This is a genomic window from Kitasatospora sp. NBC_01287, from assembly GCF_026340565.1.
Classification (GTDB): domain Bacteria; phylum Actinomycetota; class Actinomycetes; order Streptomycetales; family Streptomycetaceae; genus Kitasatospora.
Map to the genome: position 1 here is coordinate 286,179 of NZ_JAPEPB010000001.1, position 15,419 is coordinate 301,597.

The 15,419-nt window shown below is 73.9% G+C and carries 17 protein-coding genes; 7 read left to right on the forward strand and 10 right to left on the reverse strand.

What is annotated here, in order from left to right:
• Positions 1-3 precede the first annotated feature (3 nt).
• Positions 4-1,107 (reverse strand): hypothetical protein, encoded by a 1,104-nt coding sequence (locus tag OG455_RS00830; protein WP_266289066.1) that lies wholly within the window; start codon positions 1,105-1,107, stop codon positions 4-6.
• Positions 1,108-1,232: 125 nt separating this feature from the next.
• Here OG455_RS00830 and OG455_RS00835 point away from each other — a divergent pair, with 125 nt between their 5' ends.
• Positions 1,233-1,424 (forward strand): thiomuracin/GE37468 family thiazolyl RiPP peptide, encoded by a 192-nt coding sequence (locus tag OG455_RS00835; protein WP_266289068.1) that lies wholly within the window; start codon positions 1,233-1,235, stop codon positions 1,422-1,424.
• Positions 1,425-1,646: 222 nt separating this feature from the next.
• Here the strand turns inward: OG455_RS00835 and OG455_RS00840 are convergent, their stop codons facing one another.
• Positions 1,647-2,378, reverse strand: a complete 732-nt coding sequence (locus tag OG455_RS00840; protein ID WP_266289070.1) for a hypothetical protein — start codon at positions 2,376-2,378, stop codon at positions 1,647-1,649.
• A gap of 143 nt (positions 2,379-2,521) precedes the next feature.
• Between OG455_RS00840 and OG455_RS00845 the strand changes: the two genes are divergently transcribed.
• A complete protein-coding gene (locus tag OG455_RS00845; RefSeq protein WP_266289072.1) occupies positions 2,522-3,268 on the forward strand; it encodes an SOS response-associated peptidase in 747 nt (248 codons plus the stop codon).
• Between the two features lie 421 nt (positions 3,269-3,689).
• Here OG455_RS00845 and OG455_RS00850 read toward each other — a convergent pair whose 3' ends face one another.
• The 3 genes from OG455_RS00850 to OG455_RS00860 form a co-directional block, all read right to left on the reverse strand.
• Positions 3,690-4,412: a hypothetical protein gene (locus OG455_RS00850; RefSeq protein ID WP_266289074.1), complete on the reverse strand. Its 723-nt coding sequence runs from the start codon at positions 4,410-4,412 to the stop codon at positions 3,690-3,692.
• 175 nt (positions 4,413-4,587) lie between these two features.
• The gene (locus OG455_RS00855; protein WP_266289076.1) at positions 4,588-5,502 is read right to left on the reverse strand and encodes a MerR family transcriptional regulator; all 915 of its coding nucleotides are present in this window, start codon (positions 5,500-5,502) and stop codon (positions 4,588-4,590) included.
• A gap of 35 nt (positions 5,503-5,537) precedes the next feature.
• On the reverse strand, positions 5,538-6,539 hold the full coding sequence (locus tag OG455_RS00860) for a trans-aconitate 2-methyltransferase (RefSeq protein WP_266289078.1): 1,002 nt from the start codon (positions 6,537-6,539) through the stop codon (positions 5,538-5,540).
• 78 nt (positions 6,540-6,617) lie between these two features.
• Here OG455_RS00860 and OG455_RS00865 point away from each other — a divergent pair, with 78 nt between their 5' ends.
• A complete protein-coding gene (locus OG455_RS00865; protein WP_266289080.1) occupies positions 6,618-7,271 on the forward strand; it encodes a helix-turn-helix domain-containing protein in 654 nt (217 codons plus the stop codon).
• A gap of 34 nt (positions 7,272-7,305) precedes the next feature.
• Here the strand turns inward: OG455_RS00865 and ligA are convergent, their stop codons facing one another.
• The gene (gene ligA, locus OG455_RS00870; RefSeq protein WP_266289082.1) at positions 7,306-9,438 is read right to left on the reverse strand and encodes an NAD-dependent DNA ligase LigA; all 2,133 of its coding nucleotides are present in this window, start codon (positions 9,436-9,438) and stop codon (positions 7,306-7,308) included.
• A 180-nt stretch (positions 9,439-9,618) separates the two neighbouring features.
• Between ligA and OG455_RS00875 the strand changes: the two genes are divergently transcribed.
• Positions 9,619-10,131, forward strand: coding sequence for a GNAT family N-acetyltransferase (locus OG455_RS00875; protein ID WP_266289084.1), 513 nt, complete (start codon positions 9,619-9,621; stop codon positions 10,129-10,131).
• Between the two features lie 64 nt (positions 10,132-10,195).
• On the opposite strand, the gene OG455_RS00880 is transcribed toward OG455_RS00875, so the two are convergent.
• Both OG455_RS00880 and OG455_RS00885 read right to left on the reverse strand, forming a co-directional pair.
• Entirely contained in the window at positions 10,196-11,296 is a 1,101-nt protein-coding gene (locus OG455_RS00880; protein WP_266289086.1) for a hypothetical protein, read from the reverse strand.
• Between the two features lie 305 nt (positions 11,297-11,601).
• Entirely contained in the window at positions 11,602-12,429 is an 828-nt protein-coding gene (locus tag OG455_RS00885; RefSeq protein WP_266289088.1) for a hypothetical protein, read from the reverse strand.
• Positions 12,430-12,698: 269 nt separating this feature from the next.
• Here OG455_RS00885 and OG455_RS00890 point away from each other — a divergent pair, with 269 nt between their 5' ends.
• Positions 12,699-13,016: a UBP-type zinc finger domain-containing protein gene (locus OG455_RS00890; RefSeq protein ID WP_266289090.1), complete on the forward strand. Its 318-nt coding sequence runs from the start codon at positions 12,699-12,701 to the stop codon at positions 13,014-13,016.
• 84 nt (positions 13,017-13,100) lie between these two features.
• Complete coding sequence (locus OG455_RS00895; RefSeq protein WP_266289092.1) at positions 13,101-13,322, forward strand: hypothetical protein; 222 nt, start codon at positions 13,101-13,103, stop codon at positions 13,320-13,322.
• Positions 13,323-13,381: 59 nt separating this feature from the next.
• On the opposite strand, the gene OG455_RS00900 is transcribed toward OG455_RS00895, so the two are convergent.
• Positions 13,382-13,981, reverse strand: a complete 600-nt coding sequence (locus OG455_RS00900) for a TetR/AcrR family transcriptional regulator (RefSeq protein ID WP_266289094.1) — start codon at positions 13,979-13,981, stop codon at positions 13,382-13,384.
• Between the two features lie 84 nt (positions 13,982-14,065).
• Between OG455_RS00900 and OG455_RS00905 the strand changes: the two genes are divergently transcribed.
• Entirely contained in the window at positions 14,066-14,935 is an 870-nt protein-coding gene (locus OG455_RS00905) for a class I SAM-dependent methyltransferase (RefSeq protein WP_266289095.1), read from the forward strand.
• Here OG455_RS00905 and OG455_RS00910 read toward each other — a convergent pair.
• A complete protein-coding gene (locus tag OG455_RS00910; RefSeq protein ID WP_266289097.1) occupies positions 14,922-15,395 on the reverse strand; it encodes a helix-turn-helix domain-containing protein in 474 nt (157 codons plus the stop codon). The two genes, OG455_RS00905 and OG455_RS00910, sit on opposite strands and share 14 nt — an antisense overlap.
• Between the last annotated feature and the right edge of the window lie 24 nt (positions 15,396-15,419).

Sequence of the window (15,419 nt, forward strand, 5' to 3'; positions counted from 1 at the left end):
CGTTCACACCGGCCGGGCCGGTTCGGTGGGCACGAACCGCGCGGTCGCCAGGTCCAGCACCGCCGCGCCGGAGGCCGCCGGCGCCCCACCCGCGCCCGCGCCCGCCCCCGCGGACTCGGACTCGGACTCGGACTCGTCGAGTCCCGCCACCTGGCGCAGCAGGTGCAGGCAGAGCTGGTTGGCCGCGAGCGCCGCGACAGGACCGCCCAGGTAGGGGCTCGGCCGCTCCTCGCCCTCCCCGGCGGACCCGCCGTCCGGCCAGGGCGCTGACGTGTCGTCAAGTCGGGACACCGCGCTGATCAGCACCCGCGGTCCCGAGACGACCGCCTGCCCGTACCAGGCCCCGGAGCGCGCCGCCAGCGCGCGGGCCCGGACCTGCGCCTCCCGGTCGGGCGCGTCCGCGCCGAGCAGTAACGTGCCAATACCCTGGATCGGTTCAGAGAGATCTCCAGGTATTTCTTCGTAGCGGAAACATCCGCCAGCGGCGCGGAGGAGTTCGACGCATTCGCGCAGTCGCGCCATATCCGTCCCGGGTCCGCCGCGATCGCCGCTTCGTGGGACAAGGAGGCGGACGTGCTCAATTCCGGACGCGAGCAATGCGAGAACCAGCGCACTCGCCAAGTGGCCGGACCCCGCCACCACGGGTGAGCACGTTCGATAACGTTCGAAGCGGCCCTCGGGAGAGTCGGACCGCAGCGCGATGAAGTCGATCATCGCGGCGTGCTGGGCACGGACCCGCGGGCTCAGCGTGTGCGGCAGATCGGCGCCGGCGTCGCGCACGAAGCCTTCCCGCAGCAGCAGTTCGACCAGCGTGCGGACGTGCTGCGCCGCCTGCGGCGGCAGGTCCGCGACGAGTTCGCCGACACTGCGGCTACCGTCCAGGAACGGCCGCAGCCGTTCGAGCCAGGGGTAGAGACCGGGCGCCGGGAGAGCGACCGTGTGCCGCGGCCCGCGGATCACCACGCCCTGTTCGGAGGGCAGCAGATGGGTGTCGGGAAGCAGTCTGGGCCTCATCACCACTCCCCTCGGGATTGCGGCGGGATAGCGCTCCCGTACGTACGGGAACCTCGGCCAAAGCGCCGCCGACGGCTGGTCGACTGCCGACACTAGCCGAGCGAAGTGGTCTAGTCCAAGCCCTTCACACCGCCGAAATACTCAACTAGTGTCCGAAGCCGGACGCCAATACGGCGTCCGGCTTCTGACACCCACTCAGATGAGAATTGGAGGGTCTGATGAACGAGTTCAAGGACGGTTCGCCGTCGCTGGCGGCGGCGGTTGCCGACCTCGCGCTGGAGCTCGACGTGGCCTCGCTGGCCGGCGACGAGCACGGCCTGTCGCTCACGGCGGGCCACGGCATGACCGAGGCCAGTGCGTCCTTCTGCTGCGCCCCGCCGCCGAACTGCTGCAACTGCAGCTGTTCCTGATACTGGTCGCGTGCCGGGCGGGGTCAGTCCGCCCGGCACGCGCTGGATCAATCTAGTACTCCCGCCGGACTCCTCCGCCCGCAGGTCGTCGACCAGTGGAGGCGGGGCTCCGGCGGGAGCCGCGGTGCCGCCGCGGACCGCGTCCGCGGCGGCGACCCGTCAAGATCAGCCGGACCGCTACTCCTCGTACCGCTCCTCGCCGTACCGCTCCTCGCCGTACCGCTACTCCTCGTACCGCGACGACAGTTCGGCGTCCGGCGCCAGCCGCAGGCCGGCCAGGGCGAGGAAGTCGGCGAGCTCGATGCGGCCGCCCCCCGTACCGTCGTGCCACTCGGTCCAGAGTCTGGATCCCTCGCCGTCCCACGTGTCGGGATCGTCGCTCGGCTGCTGCTCGACGCTCCCCTCGCCGTGCCGGTACCGCAGGTACAGGTACTGGCCACCAGTGGTCCAGGCGTCCCACTGGGACGGGCAGGCGTGGCAGGTCAGCACCACCCTGGCCAGGATCACGTCCTCGTGCAGCTGGGCCTCGACGGGACCCAGGTACCGGTCGTGGGCGAGGACGAGCTCGTCGTCGAGCGCGAGCAGGCGCACGCTCCCGCCGGGGAACTGGAGCGTGAGGCCGGCGACGAAGTCCGCCCGGGCGTCCCGGTGGTGGATCTCCCGGACGGATCGGATCGCCTGGCCGACGAACCGGGTCAGCGGCACGTCCGGCGAGTCGTCCGCGAGCGTGACCTGGCCGTGCGGCTCCATCGAGTAGAGCTCGCGGGGCCGGTCGACCCTCAGCGACAGGCCTGTCCCTGGCGTGTGGAAGAGGACCGGTCCGAGGCCCTCCAGGTGCAGCCACAGGTGGAGCAGTGACGGCTCGTCCGCACCGTCGTGGTGCCAGGCCGCGGTCACCCGCAGCAGCCGCTTGCCGATCAGGTCGGCGATGAAGAACTCCTCGTCCCCGGTCATCCGCCCATGCTCACACGGCCCCCGCCGCCGGGACACCTGATTTGGGCGTCGGGCCCACTCACCCCGCGCCGGGCCCACTGGCACATACTGGGAGCCTGCGACGGATCAGATCGGCTCTTCAACACGCGGACGGTATCGAGAACATGTGTGGTCGCTTCGTCTCCACCAGCACCCCGCAGGACCTGGTCAACCTGTTCGGTGTCACCAGCTGGGACCCCGCCGAGACCCTGGCGCCCAGCTGGAACACCGCGCCCACCGACCCGGTCCGGGCCGTCCTGGAGCGGGTCGACCGGGAGAGCGGCGAGCTGTCGCGGCTGCTGCGCCCGCTGCGGTGGGGGCTGGTGCCGTCCTGGGCGAAGGACCCGGGCGGCGGCGCGCGGATGATCAACGCGCGTGCCGAGACCGTCCACGAGAAGCCGGCCTTCCGCAAGGCCTTCGCCACCCGGCGCTGCCTGCTGCCCGCCGACGGCTACTACGAGTGGGTCGCCGTGCCTGCCACGGACGGCCGGAAGGCCTACAAGCAGCCCTACTTCATCGCCCCGGCCGACGGCACCCTGCTGGCGATGGCCGGACTGTACGAGTTCTGGCGCGACCCCACCCGCCCCGAGGACGACCCGCTCGCCTGGCTGACCACCACCACGATCATCACCACCCAGGCACGCGACGACGCCGGGCGGGTGCACGACCGGATGCCGCTCATCATCGACCCCGCCGACCTGGACGCCTGGCTCGACCCCGCCCACAGCGACCCGCGCGAGCTCCAGCAGCTCCTGCACACGCCCGCCAACGGCCACCTCATCGCCCGCCCGGTCGTCACCACCGTCAACAGCGTCCGCAACAACGGGCCCGAGTTGCTGACCGAGGCCCTTGACGCGCCCCCGCTCACCTGACGAGGCGTCAGGTCGGTGCGGGGGAACCGAGCGGTGGCACGGGTGGGGGCGACGCGTGGCCCCCTGACCGCCACTGCGAGGGCTGCGGCCGGCACCGCGACGCGAGGACCGGGCGGCGACAGCGCGCCGAGCGGGCACCGATGTGCGACGTTGGTTAGCAGGGGGCGAGAGGCGCAGCAGCGAGAGAGGAGCGGGCATGTCATCGAAGCGACGCCGCAAGAAGAAGGCCCGCCGCAAGCACGCCGCCAACCACGGCAAGCGGCCCCAGTGCTGACCAGCGGGACCCCGACCGGCACCCACCGCTGACCGGCCCGGCGCCCTCCCTCGCCCCCGGCGGGCGACAGGAGCGCGCCGGGCGTCAGCCACGTGCCGGGTGCCGTATGCCGTATGCCGTATGCCGTATGCCGGGTGACGCGTACCGCTACGACGCGTCGGCTCCGCTCCCCGGCTCCTCGGGCTGCTCTTCGGGCCGTTCCGCCGGCACGGGGACCATGCGCAGCACGCCTCCTGGCACGGTCACCGGCCTCCCGCCGCCGGTCACCGGCCGCCCCTGCGGGCCGGGTCCGGGCTCGGGCGCCGGGGCGAGGCGCAGGGCCTCGGCCCGTTCCTCGGGAGTAGGCGGAGCGGGCAGCTCACGGGCGTAGTTGTGCCAGTAGGCCGCGATCTCACTGGTCTGCTTCAGCACCCGGGCGGGCGCGGGCGGGCTCGGCCAGAGCTGGAGGAGGTACTGGTCCAGCTGCGGCTCCCCCTCTCCCCTGGTGTCCGCGGCCCTGGCCCGATCCATGCCGCGGGCGCAGTAGCGGGCCCGGTAGTCGGTCTCGACGAGATCGAGCTCCCAGCACGCTTCGCCCGCCCACTGCATCAGGACGGTGCGCTCCGAGGCCGGGGTGAACGGGACCTCGACCACCTCCTCCCACCCGTCGTCCACCGGCGGCCGCAGCTCGTGCAGTTCGACCGTGAACCCGACGTTGCCGGTGTGCAGGCCGGTCGACAGGAACAGCGCCCCGGCCTGCGCACCGCCGCAGAGGCCGGCGGCCTGGCCCGCGAACGCCTCCTCCAGCAGCGGGGTGAACTTCTCCGCGTCACTCTCGACGTAGAGCTGACTGTAGTGAACGTGGACCTCGCCACCGACCAGTACCCGCATCACGCACCCCTCCCGGACCGAACCGTCCCGCGCACCGCGCGCCGCGCTCCTGGTCGAGCACCGCGCCTTCTCCGTACCCGATCATCACCCGGACCACTGACACTGACGGTCAGGCGCCGCACCGCGGCTGCGGGCCGGCGCGGCTGCGGGCCAACCCGGCTGCGGGCCGGCGTGATCACTCCCAGGTCGCGGACGCCGGATCGACGCCGTGGGCCAGGGCGTTCGCGAAGACCACCTCGCGCAGCCAGCGGGCGAGGCCCGGCGCGACGGCGTCGTAGTGCTCGGCGAACCGCGGGTCCTCGACGAACATCCGCCCCTGACAGACGTGCATCGCGTGCGTGCAGTCGAAGTACCGCGACACCGAGGCCCGATGCCGCTCCGCGAGGGCGTTCGCCGCCGCCGAGCCGGGCGCGAGGCCGGCGCGGCACGCGGCGGCCAGATCGGCGTTCAGCGCGTCGGTCGCGGCGGCGGCCTCCGCCCAGTCCTGCGGCTCCATCTCGGCGGCCCGCTCGGCGTACTGGGCCCACTGGGCGCTGTCGCCCCAGCGCTCCTGCGCCTCCTCGACCCAGGCCGGCTGCCAGTCGGCACCGAAGATCTCGACCTGCTGCTCCGGAGTCAGCCGCATCCCGCCGTTCGACGCCGCCATCATGCGGTCGACCGCGCCGAGCATGTGCTGCAGGCGGGAGATCCGCTCCGCCAGCTGCGACCGCTGCCGCCGCAGGTGGTCGCGCGCACCGGCGGCCGGGTCGTCGAGGATCCGGCCGATCTCGGCGAGCGGGAAGCCGATCTCCCGGTAGACCAGGACCCGGTGGATCCGGGCGACGTCCTCGCCCGAGTACACCCGGTAGCCGGCCCTGGTGCGCTCACTCGGGCGCACCAGGCCGATCCCGTCCCAGTGGTGCAAGGTCTTGACGCTGACCCCGACCAGCGCGGCCACCCGCCCGACGGTCAGGCCCTCGGGGCCGACCGGCTCGGCGACGCCGCTCGGCCCCTGCCGCTGATCCTGCTCGTCGCGCCCGTCGCACCCGTCGCGCCCGTCATGCCCGTCATGCCCGTCACCGCGGCGCTGCCCGTACGTGTCGCTCCTCATCGCGTCAGTCTCGCGCATCGCCCGGAGCCGCCGGCTCAACGGCCCGGGCGCACACCCGTGAAGACCGTGGTGGCGGAGAGGAGGAAGGCGTCCGGCCGGCGCAGGATGCCGTCCGGCCCCTGCGGGTCGAGCAGCGCGTCGAGGGTCTTGCGGTCCTCCGCGTCAAGGGACTCACCCATCGCCTCCCGGATCCGGGTCAGGTGGGAGTGCAGGAAGGCGCGGGGCCCCTCGCCCAGCGGCGCCGGCAGGTCGAGGAGCGAGGTGAAGCCGCCGGTGCCGGTCAGTCCGGCCCGCCCGAGCATCGCGGGCCAGTCCTCGACCACGCTGGTGCTGCCGGGCAGCTCGGCCCGCATGACCTCGAACCAGTCCTCCAGGACGGAGTCGAGCCGGGCCTGCAGCCCCGGGCGGCCGATGCCGAGGTCACGCGGCAGGAACCTCATCGGCAGGCCGCCCTCCGCCACGGCGAGCAGCCCGCCGGGCCGCAGTACGGCGGCCAGCGCGGCCAGCGCGTCCTGCTGATCGCCGAGGTGGTGCACGGCCTTGCTGCTCCAGACCAGGTCCGCCGCGCCGAGACCGCCGTCCCCGCGCCCGTCCCCGGCCTTGCCACCGCTGCCGCCACCGCTGCCGCCGCCGTGCAGGCCCTCGGGCAGTTCCGCGTGCCGGACGCTCACCCTGCCCCCGAGCCCCAGCCGCTCGGCGCGCGCCAAGGCGTGGTCCAGCAGCCCGGGCGCGCCGTCCACGGCGACCACCTCGGCGTCCTCGAAGGCCTCGGCGAGCACGCAGGTCATCACACCGGGCCCGCTGCCGATGTCGAGGACGCGCCGCACCCGTTGCTCCGGGCCGAGCAGCTCGCGCAGCCGGGCCGCCACCTGGCGCAGGACCGGGAGCTGCAGTTCGCCGCTGTTCTCCAGTTGGGTGGCCATGACCTCCCAATCGATGTCGGTGCCGCCGTGGCCGTGGCGGTGCCCGGGGCCGTGTCCGGGTCCGTGCCCGGCGGTGCGGCCGTGGTCGTGTCGGGAGTCGCTGTGTGAGTTCATGCCGGGAAGCGTGCACCCGCCGGGTTCGGACCGGCAACTTGTGTTGCCATTTCCGGGACAGCGGAGTGGAATGCCCGCATGGACCAACCAGACCGACCGGACCAAGACCGACCGGACCGACAAGACCGGGCGGACCAACAAGACCGGGCGGACCGACCACTGCCCTACCAAGCCGTCCTCGACGAGGTCGCTCCCCGGCTCAGGCGGCTGCGCGCCAAGCGCGGCCTCACCCTGGCCGCGCTCGCGGAGGCGACCGGCATCTCGAAGAGCACCCTGTCGCGGCTGGAGTCCGGGCAGCGCCGACCGAGCCTGGAACTGCTACTGCCGCTGGCCACCGTCTACCAGGTGCCGCTGGACGACCTGGTAGGCGCCCCCGCGGTGGGAGACCCCCGGGTGCGGCTGGCGCCCCGCGCCCTGCCCGACGGCGGCTCGGCCCTCCCACTGACCCGGGGCCCCGGCCCCCTCCAGGCGTACAAGATGGTGATCGCCGATCGGGGCACCGAGCCGGAGCTGCGGACCCACGAGGGCTACGAGTGGCTGTACGTGCTGGGCGGGCGGCTGCGGCTCGTCCTCGCCGAGCACGACCTGGTCCTCGGCCCCGGTGAGGCCGCCGAGTTCGACACCCGGGTGCCCCACTGGTTCAGCAGCGCGGACGGTCGGCCGGTGGAGATCCTCAGCCTCTTCGGGCGGCAGGGCGAGCGCATGCACGTCCGGGCGAAGCCCCGCGCCTAAGGCCTCCGACCGATCCGCGCGCCACCCCCGCGCACTACCCACCGAGCAGGTCACCGAGCAGGTCACCGAGCAGCTCGGCGAACTCCTCCGGGCCGATGACCCGCACGCCGAGTTGCTCGGCCTTGCCCAGCTTGGAGCCCGCCTTCGCCCCGGCCACCAGCAGCGTGGTGCGCGAGGAGACGCTGGAAGAGGCCTTGCCGCCGGCCCGCTCGATCAGCTCGTTCATCTCGTTGCGGGAGAGCGCGGCCAGCCGGCCCGTCATGGCACCGGTGACCACCACGGCCTGGCCCGCCAGCGGCCCCTCGGCCTCGACCCGCTCGGCGTCCGCCACCCCATCCGCACCCGTGCCCGCACCCGTGCCCGCCGCCGAACCGACCGCCGCGCCGGCGCCCGCACCCGCGTCCGCACCCACCCGCCGGACCGGCTCCCGCACGGCCTGGCCGACGTCGCGCGCGGCGAGCTTCTCCAGCACCGGTGCCAGTTCGGCGAGTTCGGTGATGATCATGACGGCCTTGTCCGCCCCGATCCCGTCGACCTCGGCCAGCGCGTCCTGGTCCGCCGCGCGGATGGCCGCCATGCTGCCGAAGTGCGCGGCGATCCGGCGGGACATGGTGCGACCGGTGCCGCGCACGCCGAGCGCGCAGAAGACCCGGGCCAGCGGCTGCAGCCGCGCGGCCTCGATCGCCGCGAGCAGCTTGTCGGTACTCGTCTCCCCCATCCGCTCCAAGGTGAGCAGTTGCTCCTTGGTCAGGGTGAAGAGATCCGCGACATCGTCCACGAAGCCGGCCTCGACCAGCTGGACCGCGCGGCTGCCGCCGAGCCCCTCGATGTCCAACTGGTCGCGGCCCGCGGCGTAGCGGATCGAGGCGACGGCCTGGCAGCCGCGACCGCGCACGCAGCGCCAGCGCTGCTGCGAGGTGTCGATGGCGTCCCCGCACCGGGGGCAGGCCTCGGGGAAGGCGATCGGCCGCTCGGCACCGGTCCGCTGCTCCACCAGCGGCGCCTCCACCCGGGGGATGACGTCGCCCGCCCGGTAGACGAAGACCTGGTCGCCGATCATCAGCCCGCGGCGGGTGATGTCGGCCGGGTTGTGCAGGGTGGCGTACGTGACGGTGACGCCCTCGATCAACACCGGGTCGAGCACCGCGCGCGGGGCGATGACGCCGGTGCGGCCGACGTTCCACTCCACGTCGAGCAGCCTGGTGACCTTGTGCCGCGCGGGCAGCTTGCGTGCCACGGCCCAGCGCGGGGCGCGCGAGCCCTCCCCCGCGAGCTCCTGGTCGGCGGCGGCATCCGCCTTGATGACGACGCCGTCGATGCCGAACGGGAGCTCGGCCCGCAGCGCCGTGATCTCCTCGACCCGCTGCTGCACCTCGTCGAGCGTGGCGCAGCGTCGCGGGGCCGCCGCGGTGACGGCGGCGGTGCCGGCGCCCAGGTCGGCGAGCCGGGCCAGCAGCGCGCTGTGACCGCTCTCGTCCAGGCCGACGGCGCCGTAGGCGAAGAAGGTCAGCTCGACCCGGTAGGCGCGGTCCTTGGCGCGCAGCGTCCCGGCGGCGCCGTTGCGCGGGTTGGCGAAGGGGGTGGCGCCGTGCGCGGTCCGCAGCTCGTTGGCCCGGTCGAACTGCTCCTGGGTCAGCAGCACCTCGCCGCGCAACTCGACGTCGAGCGGCTCGCCCAGCTCCTGCGGGAGCCCGAGGATCGCCTCGGCGGCATGGCTGATGTCCTCCCCGGCCACGCCGTCACCCCGGGTGATCAGCCGTGCCAGCCGGCCGGACCGGTAGCGGGCGGCCACGGCGAGGCCGTCGAGCTTGGGCTCCACGCACCACGCGGCCACCGGGCGCGCCAGCCGCCGCTCCAGCCCCGCCGCCCAGTCGGCGAGCTCCTCGGCGGAGAAGACGTTCTCCAGCGACAGCATCGGCACGGAGTGCGGGACGTCCCCGACCGCCGCCCCGCCTGCTACCTTCCCGGACGGGGAGTCGGGAAGCACCTCGTCCGGGTGGGCCAGCTCGTAGGCGGCGATCGCGCGCACCAGCGCGTCGTACTCGTCGTCGCCCAGCGGCGTGGCGCCGTCGGCGTAGTAGGCCGCGGCCGCCGACACGGCGGTGGCGACGGCGGTGGCATAGGCGGCGGGAGAGGCCGGAACGGCTGCGTCCTTCATACCCGTCATCATTCCGACCAGCACTGACAACGGCGCGGGTCGGCGCGAGCACCACCGCCCGGAGCCCTGCCCCGCTCGAAGCCCTGCCCCGCTCGGGGCCGGCCCTCTCGGCGGAAATCCGTGGCCGCCGCGCACCCTGAGGAGGAGGATCACCCCCAGCTGTGCCCACCCTCATCCCGGGAGACCACCGTGTACGAGACCGAACGCCTGACCCTGCGTCAGTGGCAGGCCGCCGACCGCGACCGCGCGCTGGACCTCTACTCCCGGTGGGAGGTGGCCCGGTGGCTGGGGGCCGAGCCGAAACCGCTGGCGGACGCGGCGGCGGCGGAGGCCCTGATCGGACGCTTCCGGGAGCGCTCGGCGACCCCGCCGTTCGGATGTTGGGCAGTGGAACGCCAGGACACCGGGGTGGTGGCGGGGACCGTGCTGCTGGTGCCGATTCCGGATGGGGACGGCGAAGTCGAGGTGGGCTGGCACTTCCACCCCGACAGCTGGGGCAAGGGGTTCGCCACCGAGGCGGCCCGGGCGCTGGTGGCGGCCGGTTTCGCGAGCGGGCTGGACGAGATCCACGCGGTCGTCCGGCCGGGCAACGACCCCTCGACGGCACTCTGCCGCCGTCTCGGCATGGCCGAGCGCGGCCTGACCAACCGCTACTACGGCACCGCGATGGAGCAGTTCACCCTCTCCCGACCCGCAGGATGACGAACTCCGGATTCCTTCTGACGGCCCGGCAGTTGCCGAACGGGCGGGGCGGCGAGCGGCGGGCTCAGAGGTGGCTGACCGAGCCGCAGGCGCCGATCGGGAGGAGTTGGAAGCCCTCGCTCTGCAGGTCGGCCCTGGCCACGGCGTTCGTGCAGAGCCAGCCCGTCGAGCCGAAGATCTTCCTGAGCGGGTCGCTCGCGGAGGCCGCCCAGTCCGTGGCCCGCACCACGTCGTTGAGCACGTAGCCGAAGTCGGTGGCGGTGTAGTTCTGGTTGAGCCGGCCGGCGTTCACCGGGTTGAGGCCGTTGAGCGAGCGCAGGGTCAGTACTCCTGGGGCGTCGCTCGCGGTGGTGTGACCGTTGAGCTGGCCGACGTAGCGGCCTGCGGAGTACGGCACCAGCGTGTTCGGGCTGTTGAAGACCGGATCGGTGCCCTCGTTGTCCAGCGGGCCGTCGACGACGCACGGGCCCGGGTTCAGCACGGAGTAGGGTCCGACGCTCGCGTCGACGTCCCAGGCGAAGTTGGTGGCGGTGTCCGAGGAGAAGTACGGGGAGTGGCCGAGCGGGTCGTACTCGGCGTACCCCGGCAGCACCGGTGTGATCGTGGCGTCGGGCCCGCTGTAGCCGGGGATGTCGTTGATCTGGTCCCAGTTGGTGAGGGAGCAGTTGTAGATCAGCAGGAGGTCGAGCGCGCTCAGGTTCGCCGGCGCGTTGCCACCGGCCGGCGCGGCCCAGCCGATGCCGTCCTTGGCCAGGGCCACGTGGTCGTCGCTGGTGAGTTCGCCCATCTGCGGTCCGAGGGCGGCGCGGTCGAAGTCGAGCGTGGCGCTGGTGGTGGCGTTGAGGGCGGTCAGGCCGTCGCGTCCGTTGGCCGGCCGCGTGATGCTCGTGGCACCCGGCTTCGGCACGATCGGGCTCGGACCGCTCTGGTCCCAGCTGAAGAGCCGGGCCGAGGTGGTGTCCCCCGAGGCGGTGAGCCAGGCGTTGTAGTCGGTGGACAGGTGGTTGAACGCGCTCTGGTCGGCCGCCGTGCCGACCCCGACGATCTCCGGCTGGGCGGGTGGCGGCGGCGGGTCGGCCTGGGCGGGTCCGGCGGCGCTCGCGGCGAGGGCGAGCACGGCGGTGGCGAGCAGGGCGGCGAGCGGGCGGGGCGGGGTGCGGCGCATGGGACTCCTCCGTCAGGTGGCCGGATGGCGGCCCCGCCGATCCTGTGCGCTCGACCCGCCCGGCAGAAGCCCCGCACCCCGGGTCCTGGGGCCCCGCCCCGCCGCCCCACCACCACCGCCGCCCGGGACGCCCCTGCTCAGCGGGCCTGCCCCGCCGCCCGGCGCCGGCGTCCAGCGGGCGGTGCCGGCACCGGCTGTTCTTCCGCCGCTCGCGGCTCGGGAGCGGCCGGATCACCCGCGCGCCACCCACCCGCCCGAGCCCGCGTCAGCCCCAGCCCGCGTCAGCCCACCCGCCCGAGCCCGCGTCAGCCCGTCTGGCCCGCCAGCAGGGTCTGCTCCAGCATCTGCCACTGGGCGCTCATGTCGTGGACCAGGTAGAGATCGCGGCGCCGGGTCCAGGCCTGGCCCGACTGGGTGTCGTAGGTGCCCGGCATGGTGAACCCGGCCGGGGCGTAGGCGGCCGGCATGCCCGCCAGGCGGGTGGTCTCCACGCACCGCTTCACGTGGTCGCGGAACCCGACCACGCCCGCGGTGCCGACACCGCCCGGCTGCTGCTTGCGGTGGCCCAGCACCTGCGCGGCCACGCCGAAGGTGCTCAGGTAGGTGATCGTGCCGTCGGCCGCGATCACCGGCTCGATGGACGTCACGTCGGTCATCCGGTACTTGGAGGTCAGGAAGCGGGCGATCTCCCACTGCGCGTACACCGGGACGTTCCGCTTGGCCCGCACCCGCGCGACCGTGTCGGCCAACGCCTCGTTCACCGGGCCCGGCTCGTAGAGCACCTTCGTCGGGTCGCCGCCGCCGGCCGGGGCACGGTTGCCGAAGCTGTAGGCGACGATGAAGTCCAGCTTCGCCGGCGAGGTGGTCGGCGGGTCCCAGTTGAAGCCGATGTCGAAGACGGACGGCACCACGGCGCGCGCCGTGGCGGCGTCGTCCAGCTCGGCGGACAGGTTCGCGCTCATCTCACGCTGCAGCCGGGCGCCACCGCGGTCCTTCGACCCGTCGGCCCGGCCCGCCGAACCGCCCGCCGAGTTGGCCGCCGAATTGCCCGCGGCCTCGGCGGGGGTGGCCGCCAGCAGGACGGGGGCGGCCACCCCGGTCATGGCGGCAAGGGCGAAGGTGCGTCGGTCCATCGGTGGATCCAGCCTTTCTCGGAACGCTCCTGCACAGGAGTTGGCTGATCTCAACCCGCCAAATGATCATCCGGGCGGAATCGCGCTCACCACGGCATGAACAGCGACCGTCACCTGGTCGAACGCCGCACGGGGTGCCGGGCGGTGCGCCGCGAACCGGGGACCCGTGACCCGCTGTAGCGTCGTCCCCCACGGGCACCGCGCACGGCACGGCAGCCCGCCCCGCCCCGCCCCGCGGGCGGAGGACCGAGCGGCTTGTGGGAGAACTGATGAGCGGTTGGCGAGTGGCACCGGACGCGGGCCGGCCCGAGGGCCTCGGCTGCGCCCACCTGGACACGGCGGTACCGGGAGTCCGCCCCGTCACCCCGCAGGGGTGCGAGGAGTGCCTCGCGGCCGGCACCGGCTGGGTGCACCTGCGGATGTGCCTGGTCTGCGGCCACGTCGGCTGCTGCGACAGCTCGCCCGGGCAGCACGCCTCGGAGCACTTCGCCCACCAGGACCACCCGCTGGCCCGCTCCATCGAGCCGGGCGAGGACTGGGCGTGGTGCTACCGGGACGAGCTCTTCCTGGAGCCGGTCCGAGGCTGAGGCTGAGGCTGAGGCTGAGGCACCTCGCGGGCACACCGCCGTAGGCTGGTGGTGCCGGGTCCTCCACCTTCGGGAGTGATGGCGATGACGACCGGTCGACCACAGCGGCGCGGCACGGCGCCGCCTTTCCGGGCACTCGACGATGCCGCCCCTGACGACCTCTTCCCCGACCGCACCCCGGCCGCGGGGCAGGCGACTGAGGCCGATGGCCTGAGCGGCGGCCCCGACGACCTGTTCTGGAACCGCCTCTCGCGCCCGCCCTCGAAGTCCGGGCCGCCCGAGGAGGCCCCCGCCGGCGAGCGGTGACGGCCCGCCGCTCGGCCCGCCCGACGACCCACCGCTGAGCCCGCCGCGCAGCCCGCCGCTCAGCCCGCCGGGTCCCGCACGACGCCTCCGACGACCGCGGCCACGGCCGCCCGGACGGCACCGGGCTCCGGCGGTGCGCCCGTGCGGTCGGCGAAGAGCAGGTGCCCGGTCCCGATCAGCGTGGGTGCGAGGACCTCGACATCGGCGTCCGCCGCGAGGCGGGTGAGTTCGCGCTCGGCGGCGAGGTAGCGGGCGAGCATCGCAGCGGCCTCCGTGAGCACCGGGATGCCGGTTGGCGTGGTCGCGCGGAGCCGGGCGCGCAGGTCGTCCCGGGAGACCACCAGGCCGACGACAGCCACCGCGACCGACCCGAAGAGCTCGGTCAGCGCGGTGGTCAGGTTGTCGACGACGCCGCCGGTCCCCGCGCGGTCGCACAACCCGACGGCCTGCCGCTCGATGCGCGCGATCCGGTCCAGCACCAGCTCGGCGAGGAACGCGTCGAAGTCGGCGAAGTGCCGGTGCAGCACCCCCTTGGCACAGCCCGCCTCCACGGTGACCGCCCGGCTGGTCAGCGCACTCGGCCCGTCCCGGAGCAGGACCCGCTCGGCGGCGTCGAACAGTTGCTCCCGCACATCGTGGATGGCCACCCCTGTCGGCACCGGCGTTCTCCATTCGCTCGACTTCGTCCGCTCCGCAGACTCGTCCGGTTGACGAGTGGGCATGTGCCCACTCATAGTGGGCACATGCCCACTTTACCGCCCGAGCGCGCGCCTCGCTCCACCCAGCAGCCCCATCAGCACCGGTCCGTCGCCGAATCGTTCGGCGCGGACGCCGAACGCTACGACCGGACCAGGCCCGGCTACCCCCAGGCCCTGGTGGACCGGATCGTCACCGCCTGCCCCGGCCCCGCGCCGGACCTGCTCGACGTCGGCTGCGGCACCGGCATCGCGGCCCGGCAGTTCGCCGCCGCCGGCTGCCGGGTGCTGGGCGTCGACCCCGACGCGCGGATGGCCGGGATCGCGCGCCGGTCCGGCCTTCAGGTCGAGGTCGCGACCATCGAAGCCTGGGACCCGGCCGGCCGGACCTTCGACGCGGTCGTCTCCGGCCAGACCTGGCACTGGGTGGACCCGGTCGCCGGCGCGGCCAAGGCGGCCCTGGCCCTGCGGCCCGGCGGCCCGCTGGCCCTGTTCTGGAACGGCGGCCGGCCGGCCCCCGAGCTGGCGGCGGCGTTCGCCGAGGTCTACCGGCGAGTGGCGCCCGACGCGCTGGCCGCCCGCCAGTGGAGCCGACCGACCGCCGACCCGTACGCGGAGCTGTGCGCCCGGGCGGCCGAGGGGATCCGGGCCGTCGGCGCGTTCGGCGAACCGGAGCAGTGGCGCCACGCGTGGGAGCGCTCCTACACCCGGGCCCAGTGGCTGGACCAGCTGCCCACGACCGGCGGCCATCACCAGCTCCCGCCGGCCGTACTGGACGAGGTCCTGTTGGGCGTCGGCACCGCCATCGACGCGGTGGGCGGCAGCTTCACCATGCGCTACACCACCCTGGCGGTCACCGCCGTGCGCACCGCCGCACCCACCACCACCGCCCCGCACCGCGACCTCACCGCGGGCTGACGGACCTGGCGCCCGGCCCGCTGCGCAGCTCGACCTCCGCCAGCCCGGCCACCCGGTGCCCCTGCTCGCAGACGAGCGCGATGTGCACGTCGGCGCCGCACTCGGCGTGCCGGTGCACGGTCGCCGGGCCTGCCGGGTCGGCGCGGTGGCGGTCACCCCACTCCTTGAGCGAGAGCAGGATCGGGTAGAGCTCGGTGCCGCGCGAGGTGAGCCGGTAGCCGTGCCGGGTGCGCCGACCGGCCTCCTGGTAGGGGACGCGCTCCAGCAGCCGCGACTCCACCAGTTCGTCGAGCCGGCGTGAGAGCACCGCGGCCGAGACCGCCAGGTGCTGCTGGATCTCGTCGAACCGGTTCAGCCCCCGCGACACCTCGCGGACGATCAACAGGGCCCAGGGGCGGCCCACCACCTCGAGCGCGCGGCCGATGCCGCAGTTGCTGATGTCCTGCTCGTTCCACTGCACCGGTCCATCCTATCTGACTTCCTA